Source organism: Chryseobacterium sp. UF-290, assembly GCF_058245615.1.
Genome location: NZ_JBSICB010000017.1, coordinates 33,815 through 46,910, shown reverse-complemented (window position 1 = coordinate 46,910; position 13,096 = coordinate 33,815). Strand labels below are relative to the sequence as shown.

Sequence of the window (13,096 nt, the reverse complement as noted above, 5' to 3'; positions counted from 1 at the left end):
ATGCTTTTGGCTTCTTGCGGCTGGCTGCTAGCTTGGCTAAGAAAGCCATTAGCCAATAGCCAGCTGCCAGAAGCATTAGTCTACATCTTTATTTAAAAATCTGTTTTCTTTGATCTGCATAGAACCATTGTTGTCAGACAGATAGGTATTGATATTCTGGTCTGAGGCATTGGTTCCGTCGATCGAAATATTTTTTCTTTTGAAAGCAGGAATAGATTCGAATTCACTTGTGCTGTCAAAGCTTTGATAGCGGGAATTGAACTCTTTTAATTTATTTCTTCTTTCAATAACTCTTTCCTGATCGATCGTTTTATTCACGAAGGTGAATTCTGACTCTTCAGTTTTTGGAGCGTCAATTTCTGTTTTAGCTTCAAAAGTTGATTGGGTCTCAGCTTTTGGCTCCTCTTGCTTCTGGATGAACGTTTCGATCTTTTGCGCAGGCTCTACTACAGCACTTGGCGGCGCATTGAATTCTGCCTTAGGCTGTCCGAAATCTGTTTTAGGCTCATTTTTAGCCGGCTCGTTTACAAAGAAGCTGAATTCAATAGGTTTTTCCTCTGAAAAAGAATTATTGAATGTGTTTCCGGACTGAGGCTCATCTTTCTTGTTCTCAAAATCAAATGAGAAAGACTGGATCTCCAGGTCGTTCGGGTCTTCACTTTCTTCGTCAATAGCAAATAAACTGTATTCCTGCTCGCCCTCTTCTTCATTTCTCCAGCCCTGTTCAGGAGTGTTTACCGTATCTTCCTCTTTATCAAAGAATTTTATTTCTGTTCGGGGCTGCTCTTCCTCAATAATCATTTTTTTTTCAGAAGATGTTACATTGAACGGGGTATCATGATCTTCGTCATCAAGTCTGAAAAGGTTTTTCCCTCCGAAATCATGTGTCGTTTCAGGAGCTGACTCTCTTTCCTCTCTTGTTTTAAAAGGAGAGTTTTTTGGAGCTTCAAAGCTGTCGTTAAGACTGATTCTGATCTTCTCTGTAGGTCCTGCAAATTTCTTATTGTCATTGGAGAAACCTGTAGCGATCACAAGAACGCTTACTGCATCCCCAAGTTCTTCATCTGCACCCACCCCGAAAATGATATCCGCGGTATTTCCTGCTTCTTTCTGGATGTGGTCCATGATCACACCGATCTCATCCATAGTCACTTCTTCAGCACCACTTCTGATCAACAGAAGAACGTTTTTCGCTCCGGTGATCTTATTGTCATTCAATAACGGAGAATCCAATGCCTTTCTTACCGCTTCTTCCGCCTTGTTTTCCCCTGAAGCGATACCTGTAGACATCAGGGCTGTACCAGAGTTCTGAAGTACAGATTTAGCATCTCTAAAGTCAATGTTTACATCAAAGTAACCTGTAATCACCTCTGCCATACCTTTTGCGGCATTGGTCAAAACTTCATCGGCTTTTGAAAACCCCTGCTTGAATCCAAGGTTTCCGAACTGCTGTCTTAGTTTATCATTGTTGATGACAATAAGTGAGTCAACATTGTTTCTTAATTTGTCCAGACCGTTTTCAGCCTGCTCCAATCTTCTTTTTCCTTCGAAGCTGAAAGGAACAGTAACGATACCTACTGTTAAGATACCCATATCCTTTGCTACTTTAGCAATGACAGGAGCAGCTCCGGTACCTGTACCACCACCCATTCCGGCAGTGATGAACACCATTTTGGTATTCTGGCCCATTGCAGCCTTGATATCTTCAATGCTTTCGATCGCTGATTTTTCTCCAACCTCAGGATCAGCACCGGCTCCCAGACCTTCCGTAATGGAAGTTCCCAACTGAACTTTATTGGCAACAGGGTTATTATCTAAAGTCTGAGCATCTGTATTACAGATCACGAAATCTACCCCGTGAATCCCTTTTTCGTACATGTGCTTCAAAGCGTTGTTTCCACCGCCTCCTACACCGATTACTTTTATAATGGATGAATTTCCTTTTGGCAAATCAAATGAAAATCCTTGTGTACCTATATTTTCCATAACTATACTTTTAATAATTATAATTGATCATTGATTAATGATAATTGATAAGGAAAAAACCATTTATCGCTTATCATTCATCATTTATAATTTACTCTACTTCTTCAAAGAATTTTTTTACTTTTTCCATAAGCGACTGCCCGAAAGTCAGCTTCGCCTTTCTGTTCTCCTGCTGCACATTCTCTACAGGCTGTTCCTGAACAGGAGCTGTCTGCTGAGCCTGTTGAGACGTTTCTGCCTGCATAGCAGCTACTTCTGGTTTCGATTGTTCAGCGACCGTTTCGACTGCTTCGTCAGCATTCTGTTTTTTGTCTCTGATCTTCAAGCTTTCCATCAGCAACCCAATAGACGTAGCAAATTCAGGGCCTTTCAGGTACTGATTTTTATCGTTGGCGATATATTCATTCGCAAAACCGATTCTGCTGTCAAAACCTGTAGTATAATTGGCCAGCTGACGAAGGTGCTTCAGGTTTGAACCACCACCTGTCAGAACGATTCCGGCAATCAGCTTTTTCTTTTGTTCAAAAGCGCCGTATGCTTTCAGCTCTGTATTGACCATTTCCAGCACTTCTTCTACTCTTGCATTAATGATCTGTGCCAGAGTTTTCAAAGAAATTTCTTTGTCCGGTCTTCCATGAAGCCCCGGAATAGTGACAAAAGTACTGTCTTTTTCCAATTCGGGAACAGCCGAACCGAATTTTACTTTCAATTGTTCTGCATGTTTCTCAATAATGGAGCAGCCTTCTTTGATATCTTCCGTAATAATACCGCCTCCGTATGGAATGACACAAGTGTGACGGATGATATTATCTTTAAAGATCGCAATATCCGTTGTACCGCCACCGATATCAACAATAGCTACGCCTGCTTCTTTTTCTTCTTTGGTAAGAACAGCTTCTGAAGACGCTAAAGGTTCCAAAGTAAGGGCTTCCATCTCTAATCCTGCTTCACGGACGCATCTTGCAATATTCCGGATGCTTCCCATCTGCCCCACTACAACATGGAAGTTGGCTTCTAAACGTTTTCCGTGCATTCCGACAGGTTCCTGAATTTCCCCTTCGGAATCCACTTTATATTCTTGAGGAAGTACGTGGATAATTTCTTCTCCAGGAAGCATGACCAGCTTTTTTACCTGATCCTTTAATGCCTCAATGTCATCGTCTGTAATAAATTTATCAGGATGTTCACGCATAATATAATCGGAATGCTGCAGAGAACGGATGTGTTTTCCTGCAATACCTACCGTTACCTTGCGGATAGGAACTCCGGCACTGGATTGTGCTTCGGTTACTGCAGCCTTGATTGAATTAATAGTCTGTGAAATATTATTCACAATACCTTTATGAACACCAAGACTTTTAGCTTTTCCTACACCGAGAACTTCTATTTTCCCGTGTGCATTCCTTCTTCCGACAATCGCGACTATCTTTGTTGTCCCGATGTCCAGACCTACTGAATACTCTTGATTTTCCATTTTTATATCGATTTGATTTTTTCTGCTTTTTCTTTGATCAGGACCGTGTCCTTCTTTGTGTTATATTCTCTTTGGGATTTTTTATTCTATTTTCACCTTGGGTTTCGGCTTTGGCTTGGATTGTACCGGGGCCGTTGTTTTTTTCTCTGGTTTTTTTGTTTCCTTTTGCTGTGTTTTTGGTTTTGTATTCTCTTTCGGTTTTACTGGTTTTGGGTTAGTTTTTTTAACTTCTGCAGCCTTGGGTTTTGTGTCCGTCTTCTTAAGAGTAGCAGTAGCTGGTGAGGGAACTTTTGCCAGCTCCAGCTTTCCGGCCTTTAAAATACTGTCATTTTCTTTAAAGTAAGGGTTCAGAGTGGTTACAATCTGGTTCTGGTATTTTACAGAGACCATGTTGTATTTTTGAGGATCCTGATATACCAGGTATTTCTCCACAAAAGTTTTGAATCCTTTTACCTTAAAATCAATATTTTCAAGATCTCCAATCTCCACCTTGTAATTTCCTTCACTTGTAAGAAGACTGTAGCTGTCTTTATTTTTTGAGATTCCAATAAAGAATTTTTTACTGAAATCATCTTTATCGATCTTTTCAACCAGCTCTGCCAGCTTTTGATATTCTTCTGGCTTCACATTTCCTGTTACCAGCATGCATGGGTGAGAATAGGTCCTTGAAATCGGAAATTCAATTCCTTTTTCATCCACATAAAAGTCTTTCCCTTCTTTGTTGAGCCTGAAAACGGGAACTCTCTGCCTGATATCCAGATTGAGCTTTCCGTTTAAGTTCAGATAGACATTGGCGCTGTCAACTGCCGGAAGAGCGTTGATCTTTTTTTCTAAAGAAGGGATATTTAGGTTACCTACCTTCCCAGAAGGGTTTTCTTTTTTTACGATCTCCCGGATATCTTTTTCATCTACAAAATAAACCGGAGTCTTCTCATTCATTTTTACAGAAATCTTATTGTCAGTAATCTGCTGGCTGCTGAATTTCTTCAATGAGAAACTCAGTAACAATCCCAGGATGATTACCGTAACAACAATTTTTAATATTCTGTATTTATTTTTCATATTTTTTTGTATTCATGTATTGATGTAAAATGTATTCATGAATACGTTAATACATTACTACATTTTTACAATTTGCTTATCCATTCACAGATAGGGTCGTACAGGGTGTCTATATTTCCTGCGCCTACTGTAAGAAGGATATCAAAATCTTTTTCTTTTATTTTTTCAAAAGCATCGGATAAAGCCGATACCTCTTTTTTATCTAATGTTACTTTTTCCAGCAGCCAGCTTGAGGTGATTCCTTCAAAATTTTCCTGAAGCTCTCTTGCAGGGTAGATGTCTAGCAGAATCAGTTGATCTGCTTTGCTCAGGCTTTCTGCAAATCCATCGGCAAAATCTCTTGTTCTGCTGAACAGGTGAGGCTGGAAGGCTACCAGTAGCTTTTTATCAGGGTAAAATGTTTTGATTGAGCCCATTACAGCGTTGATTTCTGTAGGGTGGTGGGCATAATCGTCGATATAAATTTTACCGTTTGGATAAATGTGTTTGGTATATCTTCTTTTAATTCCTTTAAAATTGGCAATCGCTTTTTTCAGCGTATCAAAATCTGCGCCCAAATTGTGTAAAATAGCCAATGCTACCGTAGCATTTTCCACATTATGGATTCCCGGGATCTCCCAGACAAAATCTTTTATCGTTTCTGTTGGGGTATGGAAGTCAAAATAAATTTTATCATGATCCATACGCAGGTTATCCGAATAATAGTCCGCAGGTTCATTTACCGCATAGGTCTGATGTTCTCTTCCGATTTCAACGCCTTTTCTTACAAATAGCTGCTTATCTTCAGGAACCAGAGAAGCGAACTGTCTGAAACCTTCTTCAATATGGCTTTTATCACCATAAATATCCAGGTGATCAGCATCTGTAGAGGTCACTACCGCCCAGTCAGGCGAAAGGTTTAGGAAGCTTCTGTCATATTCATCAGCTTCTACTACAGAGTAAGTGGAACCATTATAGAGAAAGTTGGATTTAAAATTTTCAGAAATACCACCCAAAAAACATGAGAAAGGAAGATCTGCTTCTTTGCATAAGTGGGCCACCAGGGTAGAGGTAGTTGTCTTTCCATGGGTTCCTGCTATGGCGATACAGTCTGTATTTTCTGTGATCAATCCTAAAACCTTGGCACGCTTCAGCACTTCAAACCGGTTTTGATTGAAATAATCTAAAATTCCAAGCGTTTTGATTGCAGGGGTATAGATCACCAGCGTATCTTCTTTCTGAAGGGATGTGATCCTTTCATCAATATGGTCTTCAAAAACAATATCAATACCTTCATTCATCAGATTCTGAGTAAGCTTAGTATTGGTTTTGTCATAGCCCAATACTTTTTTGCCGGATGCATGAAAGTAGCGTGCTAATGCGCTCATTCCGATGCCTCCGATTCCAACGAAGTAAAAAGTCTGATATGTTTGTAACTTGTTCATTTCTTTCTTGTATTGCTGCATGTATGTAAAATGTACTGATGAATATTTCTGTTATTCATACTTTCTACATTGTACTTTTACAGTTTATTAAATATTTCGTCTACAATCTCTTTTGCCGCGTTTGGCTTGGCAAAGTATTTCAGATTGTCAGACATTTCTTTTCTTACGCCTTCATTTTCGCAGATTTCTGATAATGTATTCCAGAATTTTTCCTGCATTTCAGAGTCTTTCACCATTCTGGCTGCATTTTTTTCAACCAGATTCATGGCATTTTTGGTCTGATGGTCTTCCGCTGCAAAAGGGAAAGGGACCAATAATACCGGCTTCTGTGCTACGGCCAGCTCTGAAATGGCAATAGCTCCGGCTCTCGAAACAATGATATCTGCTGCAGAATAAGCCAGCTCCATATCTTTGATAAATTCAAGGATCTGAATATTTCTGGTATCCATATCTTTTGTTTCTTCCAAAATATCTTTATAATCAAGCTTTCCTGTCTGCCAGATCAGCTGATAATCTTTGTCTGTTATTTCTTTTAAATGAGATTTCCAGGCATTGTTCAATGTTCTGGAACCTAAAGAGCCCCCTACTGATAAAATGGTAAGTTTGTCTTTATTCAATCCCATTTTTTCTTTTGCCTGAGCGGTTTCCTGCATTCCTGAAATAATGTTTTCGCGAATCGGATTGCCTAGGAACTTTATTTTTTCTGCCGGAAAGCCTTCTACCTTTGGATATGCAGTAAATACAGCTTTTGCTTTCTTGCTAAGGATCTTATTGGTTACTCCGGCATGAGCATTCTGTTCCTGGATGAAGATTGGTATACCCAATTTGCTGGCTTCATACAGTGCAGGGCCGCTTGCAAAGCCTCCTGTTCCCACAGCAAAATCCGGAGCGAAGTTTTTGATGATCTTCTTTGACCTGGCTAAGCTTTTCAGAATCTTGAAAGGTAATCCTAAGTTGGATAATAAGTTCCCTCTGTCGATCCCGGCGATATCAATTCCCTCTATTTTGTAGCCCGCCTGAGGAACTTTTTCCATTTCCATTTTTCCATTGGCTCCAATGAACAAAAATTCTGCATCAGGAAATCTTTTCCTGATCTCATCAGCAATGGCGATGGCAGGGAAGATGTGTCCTCCTGTTCCTCCGCCTGATAGTATTATTTTTAGTTTTTTGTTCATTTTAATAGACTGCGTCCGATTTTTTGTTAAAACGTCCTTTCGGGACTTGGTTTATGCGATATCGTTTATTTCTGCTATGCTTTGTTTCTTGCCCATTCCTTCTTCATCGTAAATCTGGATTCTTGAGCTTATATTTAAAATAATTCCCAGCTGTAAATAGGTGACCAACATGGAGGTTCCTCCGTAACTGATTAATGGCAGCGGCTGTCCTGTTACCGGAATCAGATTGATTGCTACAGCAATATTGACCGAAAGCTGGATAAAAATCATCACTCCGAGGCTGAGCACCAGTAAGGATCCGAAGAATGCCGGCATTTTACTGGCGATCATGACAATCCGTATCATCATAATCAGATAGAGACTAATCAGAAATGCGGCACCGATGACTCCGTATTCTTCTACAATGACAGCGAAGATAAAGTCGGAAGCAGACTGTGGAAGCATTTGTTTCAATGCGCTTTTTCCCGGTCCCATTCCCGTAATTCCGCCGTGTACGATGGCTGCCTTGGCCTGCATTACCTGGTAATTTTTGGCTTTCACGCTTTCATCATCTACGTCAGCTGATTTGGCTTTACTTGAGGTAAATGTCTCTACACGGCTCATCCATGTGTGAACACGATTTCCGCCGATCATATTCGTATTCAGGGCTATTAATAAAAATAATACAATGGCCACAAATGAAGCGGAAATGAATCCTGCAATATATTTCCAGTGAAGTTGCCCTATAATCAGAACAATCACGGAAACCATTAAAATCATCAATGCTGTAGAACCGTTATCTTTTGCTACCAATACAAAAACAAGAAGGATCGGCCCGAAAATATACATGATATTTTCTATCGGAAGCCTTTCTCTTGTAATCTTTTTGGTCAGATACCTGCACAAATAAATGATCAGCATCAGGAATGCAAATGATGACGGCTGGAATGAGATCGGGGTTCCCGGAATTTTCAGCCATCTGGAAGCACTGGCCCCGTCAATGGTCTGTCCGGTAAACATGGTCACTACCAGTAAGACAATCATTAGTCCCAGCAATATGCTGCTGAGCTTTCCAATGTATTCGTACTTTACGGTTCCTGCGAGTCTCATGATTCCTAAGCCTAAGACCACAAAGAACATATGTTTGATAACGTGACCTGTAGTGGTTCCGTTATTAACAATATATTCCAGATTTGAACTTGCAGAGTAAACAGGGAAAATAGAGAAAATGGAGATCACAAGAATGACCATCCAAAGTACTTTATCGCCCTTTAGAAACTCAAATCTGCTTTCTGTGTTCTGTTCGTCCATATTTATTGTATTCATGTACTGATGTAAAATGTATTCATGAATGTTTTAGTCATTAATACGTTAATACATTAATACTTTTTACATTTTATTTTAATACCTGCTCTTTAAACTGACGTCCTCTGTCTTCATAGCTTTTGAATAAATCAAAGCTTGCACAACAAGGGGAGAGCAGAACAGTATCACCTTTTTTAGCCAGTGATTTTGAAATTCTCACCGCTTCTTCCATGCTTGAAGTATCATAAATAAATTCTTTCTTGTCTTTAAAGAAATCTATGATCTTCTTGTTGTCGATTCCCAGGCAAACAATTGCCTTTACTTTTCTTTTGACTAAATCTTCGATTTCGGTATAGTCGTTTCCTTTATCCAGTCCTCCAACGATCCATACGGTTGGAGTTTTCATACTTTCTAAGGCATAATATGTTGCGTTGACATTGGTTGCTTTACTGTCATTGATGTATTTTACATTGTCAATTTCAGTGACAAACTCAAGCCTGTGCTCCACTGCCTGGAAGGTCATCAATGAATGTCTGATGCTTTCATTATTGATCTTTAATATCTTACCGGCTATAGAAGCTGCCAGGCTGTTGGCAACATTATGGTTTCCGAGAAGAGATAATTCATCAACTTTCATCGTGAACTCATCTTTCATTTTTACCACAATCTGGTCATCATTCACAAATCCCCCTTCAGATAACTTTTCTTTTGTGGAGAAAGGAATCATTTTAGCCTTTATTTCCAGTTTTTCAAGAAGGTTTTTGCTCATTTCATCATCTTTGTTGTAGATGAAGAAATTGTCATTTTCCTGATTTTCAGCTATTCTGAACTTTGCCAGCGCATATTCCTCATAATTATAGTTGTACTGATCCAGGTGATCCTGAGATAAGTTCAGCAGTAAAGAAATATAAGGTCTGAAATTCTGAATATCATCCAGCTGGAAAGAGCTTACCTCCAGTACATAATATTCATGGCTTTCATCTGCAACCTGCTTTGCAAAGCTGTATCCGATATTTCCTCCCAGACCTACGTTTAATCCGTCATTTTTAAGGATGTAGTAGATCAGTGATGTTGTTGTTGTTTTTCCGTTGCTTCCGGTGATCGCAATAATCTTTGCATCTGTAAATTCAGAAGCAAATTCAATTTCAGAGGAAAGTCTGATGCCTTTCTCATGAATTTTGTGGATGATCTCCGCCTTTTTGGGAATTCCCGGGCTTTTTACGATCCAGTCAGCATTTAAAATTCTTTCTTCATCATGGTTTCCTTCTTCAAATTCAATTTCATTATCGGTAAGAAACTGCTTATAGTTATCCTTAATGGCTCCTTTATCTGAAAGAAATACTTCCAGACCCTTCTTTTTAGCCAAATAAGCAGCTCCGCATCCGCTTTCTCCTCCTCCTAAAACAACTATTTTCATATTATTTTGATTTAATGATTAAAAGATTTAATGATTAAAAAATTATTCAATGTTTAAATCTTTCAATTTTTAAATTGACGTTACCTCATCTTTAAGGTGATCAGACATACAATAGCCAGTATTACACCGATAATGATCATTCGGTTCACGATTTTGCTTTCGTGGAAGCCTTCTTTCTGATAATGATGGTGTAATGGTGACATCTTGAATAGTCTATTGTTCTGAGCGTATTCCAGCCCGTATTTTCTTTTTCTGTATTTGAAAACGATGACCTGAAGCATTACAGACAGGTTTTCGATCAAAAAGATTCCGCATAATACGGGAATCAGCAATTCTTTTCTTAAGATAATGGCCAGAACGGCAATCACTCCTCCCAGCATTAAGCTCCCTGTATCTCCCATGAAGACCTGTGCAGGGTAGGTATTATACCAGAAGAATCCGATTACTGCACCTACCATGGCTACTGCAAAAATGGTAGTTTCCCCCATATTCGGAAGGAACATGATATTGAGATAATCTGCAAAGATGATGTTCCCGGACAGGTAGGCGAAAAGAGCCAGTGTAAGCAGTATTATGGCGCTTGTTCCTGCTGCGAGACCATCAATTCCGTCGGTGATATTCGCTCCGTTTGAAACGGCGGTCACAATGAAGATTACAATAGGAATAAAGACAATCCATGCCCACTCATGGGCATCTTTATCATTCATCCAAAACAAAATTCCGCTGTAGTCGAACTCATTGTTCTTTGCAAATGGAACGGTGGAAACGGTAATTTTTTCCGTAGGCATAAAGTTCTGCTCTACATTATTTCTGTTCACGACCTTGGCATCTGCGTATTTTCTTTTAACAGTGATGTCGGGGTGGAAATACATTGTAATTCCGACAATTAGCCCTAATCCAACCTGACCTACGATCTTAAATTTACCGCTTAGTCCGTCTTTGTTTTTCTTAATCTTCTTTAAGTAATCATCAAGGAAACCGATTGCTCCCATCCAAAACATTGAAACCAGCAAGAGAACAATATATACATTGGTAATTCTTGTAAACAGCAATACCGGGATGATGGTTGCCAGAATGATGATCAGCCCTCCCATAGTAGGAGTTCCTTCTTTCTGCTTTTGACCATCCAGTCCAAGATCACGCACCAATTCTCCCATTTGTTTTGTTCTCAGGTAATTGATCACTCTTTTTCCGTAGATAAGAGCAATGATAAGAGAGAACAGTACAGCCATTCCGGCACGGAAGGAGATGTATTTCAACATTCCTAATCCCGGAACATGGATTCCATGGTTGGTTAGATATTCGTATAGATAGTATAGCATGTTTCTTTTTTTAATTTAAAAATTTAATTTATTTAAAGATTTAAAGATTGGGTCTCTCAATATTTTCACTTAAATACTTAATAAAGTTGGAGATATTAGAAGAAATTTCTCTTGAAAGATTAATTACTTCTTCTGCGATATTTTCGTAACCAAGCTCTAATCTTTTACTTACAATCATCATACTTCTTACTTCAGCACAACTCCCTTTAGCAATTTTTAAATATTTAATAAATTGTCTGTTATTATTATACTCTGAGCCTTCTGCAATATTGTTACTAATTGAAAAACTGGCTCTTTTTATCTGGTTATTAAATTCAAATTCTTTTTCAAAACTTTGACTTTGAAGGAATTGATAGACCTTTTCAATCAGATCCAAGCTTTTGATATATACAGGAAAGTTTTCAAAATTCTTTGTCATTATCAAATTTTTAAATTTTTAAATGAATTCAATCTTTCAATCTATTTTGACATTAATTTCCAAAGCTCATTAATTACTTCTTTGTCATCAAAATGATGTTTTACACCATTGATCTCCTGATAGGTTTCGTGGCCTTTTCCGGCTACGAGAACAATATCTTTGGGTTCTGCAAATTTTATCGCCATTTTGATGGCTTCTTTTCTGTCCGGAATTGAAGTGTATTTGCTGAAGTTCTGAGGTTCAACGCCTGCTTCAATTTCTTTTATAATCTGTCCCGGATCTTCTGTCCTCGGGTTATCTGAAGTGATGATTGCCAATGTTGATTTTTTGGTGGCAATATTTCCCATTTCAGGTCTTTTAGAGTGATCTCTGTCACCTCCGCAACCGAAAACCGTGATCAGTCTTTCATTCTTTGTTCTGATATCGTTAATGCTGTCCAGGATGTTTTCCAGTGCATCCGGAGTGTGTGCATAATCTACGATGAAGAAAATTCCGCCATCTGACCTGAAGGTTTCAAACCTTCCGGAAACTCTTTTCAGCTTGCTGATGGCCTGAAGGATTTCATCCTGCTCAAAGCCAAGTTCTGTAGCAATTCCAAATACAAGCAATAAGTTGTACACATTGAATTTTCCTGTCAGTGTAGTCCAGAATTCTTTTCCGTTGAAGTTCAGCAGCATTCCGTTGAAATCAACTTCTAAAAGCTTTCCATGGAAGTCTGCCATTGTTTTCAGAGCGTAAGACTTCTTTTGAGCCCGGGTGTTCTGAAGCATGACATTGCCGTTCCTGTCGTCAATATTAGTGATGGCAACAGCAGTGTCTTCAAGTTCATCAAAGAATCTTTTTTTGGTTTTTAAATATTCTTCGAATGTTTTATGATAATCCAGATGATCGTGGGTAAGATTGGTGAAACCTGCTACTTTGAAGTGCAGACCTTCAATTCTGTTCTGAGCGATTCCGTGGGAGCTCACTTCCATGAAAGCAAATTCACATCCTTTTTCCACAGCTTCGGCTAAAATTCTGTTGATGGTAATCACATCCGGAGTTGTATGAGTGGCTGGGATAATTTCTTCTCCAATTCTGATCTCAACAGTTGACAGTAAAGCAGATTCGTACCCCAGGTTTTTGAAAACATCAAAAAGCAGTGTAGAAACAGAGGTTTTGCCGTTAGTTCCCGTCACTCCTATCAGTTTCAGCTTCTGAGAAGGATTTCCATAGAAGTTGGAAGCAAGATGGCCCAGAGCCTTGGCAGAATCTTTAACCTTTACATAGGTTACGTTTTCTGACAACGTTTCAGGAAGCTCTTCACAAACGATTGCTGCTGCTCCTTTTTCAATAGCTGATACAATGAATGAATGTCCATCCGCAACTGTACCTCTTATGGCTATATAAAGAGAGCCTTCCGTAACTTTTCTGCTGTCGATCACCAATTCGGTAACTTCACGGCTGCTGTCACCGTGAACTTCTACTACTGGGATTCTGTTTACTAATTCTGTTATTATCATCTTTATCAACAGGACTTTGTCCTATTCTGGTT

Annotated in this window: 10 protein-coding genes; all 10 read right to left on the bottom strand. The window is 39.1% G+C overall.

What is annotated here, in order from left to right; translation table 11 throughout:
* Window positions 1–75 precede the first annotated feature (75 nt).
* Window positions 76–1,986, bottom strand: coding sequence for a cell division protein FtsZ (ftsZ, locus tag AC4IF5_RS17060; RefSeq protein WP_490736597.1), 1,911 nt, complete (start codon window positions 1,984–1,986; stop codon window positions 76–78).
* A gap of 91 nt (window positions 1,987–2,077) precedes the next feature.
* A complete protein-coding gene (gene ftsA, locus AC4IF5_RS17055) occupies window positions 2,078–3,460 on the bottom strand; it encodes a cell division protein FtsA (protein WP_490736595.1) in 1,383 nt (460 codons plus the stop codon).
* An 81-nt stretch (window positions 3,461–3,541) separates the two neighbouring features.
* Complete coding sequence (locus AC4IF5_RS17050) at window positions 3,542–4,522, bottom strand: cell division protein FtsQ/DivIB (RefSeq protein WP_490736594.1); 981 nt, start codon at window positions 4,520–4,522, stop codon at window positions 3,542–3,544.
* A 65-nt stretch (window positions 4,523–4,587) separates the two neighbouring features.
* Complete coding sequence (murC, locus tag AC4IF5_RS17045; RefSeq protein ID WP_490736592.1) at window positions 4,588–5,946, bottom strand: UDP-N-acetylmuramate--L-alanine ligase; 1,359 nt, start codon at window positions 5,944–5,946, stop codon at window positions 4,588–4,590.
* Between the two features lie 77 nt (window positions 5,947–6,023).
* Window positions 6,024–7,121 (bottom strand): undecaprenyldiphospho-muramoylpentapeptide beta-N-acetylglucosaminyltransferase, encoded by a 1,098-nt coding sequence (gene murG, locus AC4IF5_RS17040; RefSeq protein ID WP_490736590.1) that lies wholly within the window; start codon window positions 7,119–7,121, stop codon window positions 6,024–6,026.
* A gap of 51 nt (window positions 7,122–7,172) precedes the next feature.
* Window positions 7,173–8,411: an FtsW/RodA/SpoVE family cell cycle protein gene (locus AC4IF5_RS17035; protein WP_490736588.1), complete on the bottom strand. Its 1,239-nt coding sequence runs from the start codon at window positions 8,409–8,411 to the stop codon at window positions 7,173–7,175.
* An 85-nt stretch (window positions 8,412–8,496) separates the two neighbouring features.
* A complete protein-coding gene (gene murD / locus AC4IF5_RS17030; protein WP_490736586.1) occupies window positions 8,497–9,822 on the bottom strand; it encodes a UDP-N-acetylmuramoyl-L-alanine--D-glutamate ligase in 1,326 nt (441 codons plus the stop codon).
* Between the two features lie 80 nt (window positions 9,823–9,902).
* Window positions 9,903–11,144, bottom strand: coding sequence for a phospho-N-acetylmuramoyl-pentapeptide-transferase (gene mraY / locus AC4IF5_RS17025; protein ID WP_490736584.1), 1,242 nt, complete (start codon window positions 11,142–11,144; stop codon window positions 9,903–9,905).
* 40 nt (window positions 11,145–11,184) lie between these two features.
* Window positions 11,185–11,562, bottom strand: a complete 378-nt coding sequence (locus tag AC4IF5_RS17020) for a four helix bundle protein (protein WP_490736582.1) — start codon at window positions 11,560–11,562, stop codon at window positions 11,185–11,187.
* Between the two features lie 41 nt (window positions 11,563–11,603).
* A complete protein-coding gene (locus AC4IF5_RS17015) occupies window positions 11,604–13,064 on the bottom strand; it encodes a UDP-N-acetylmuramoyl-L-alanyl-D-glutamate--2,6-diaminopimelate ligase (RefSeq protein WP_490736580.1) in 1,461 nt (486 codons plus the stop codon).
* Between the last annotated feature and the right edge of the window lie 32 nt (window positions 13,065–13,096).

Bases quoted from the DNA above. Each gene is read 5' to 3' on its own strand.
- ftsZ (WP_490736597.1), bottom strand. From the start codon at position 1,986: ATGGAAAATATAGGTACACAAGGATTTTCATTTGATTTGCCAAAAGGA.
- ftsA (WP_490736595.1), bottom strand. From the start codon at position 3,460: ATGGAAAATCAAGAGTATTCAGTAGGTCTGGACATCGGGACAACAAAG.
- AC4IF5_RS17050 (WP_490736594.1), bottom strand. From the start codon at position 4,522: ATGAAAAATAAATACAGAATATTAAAAATTGTTGTTACGGTAATCATC.
- murC (WP_490736592.1), bottom strand. From the start codon at position 5,946: ATGAACAAGTTACAAACATATCAGACTTTTTACTTCGTTGGAATCGGA.
- murG (WP_490736590.1), bottom strand. From the start codon at position 7,121: ATGAACAAAAAACTAAAAATAATACTATCAGGCGGAGGAACAGGAGGA.
- AC4IF5_RS17035 (WP_490736588.1), bottom strand. From the start codon at position 8,411: ATGGACGAACAGAACACAGAAAGCAGATTTGAGTTTCTAAAGGGCGAT.
- murD (WP_490736586.1), bottom strand. From the start codon at position 9,822: ATGAAAATAGTTGTTTTAGGAGGAGGAGAAAGCGGATGCGGAGCTGCT.
- mraY (WP_490736584.1), bottom strand. From the start codon at position 11,144: ATGCTATACTATCTATACGAATATCTAACCAACCATGGAATCCATGTT.
- AC4IF5_RS17020 (WP_490736582.1), bottom strand. From the start codon at position 11,562: ATGACAAAGAATTTTGAAAACTTTCCTGTATATATCAAAAGCTTGGAT.
- AC4IF5_RS17015 (WP_490736580.1), bottom strand. From the start codon at position 13,064: ATGATAATAACAGAATTAGTAAACAGAATCCCAGTAGTAGAAGTTCAC.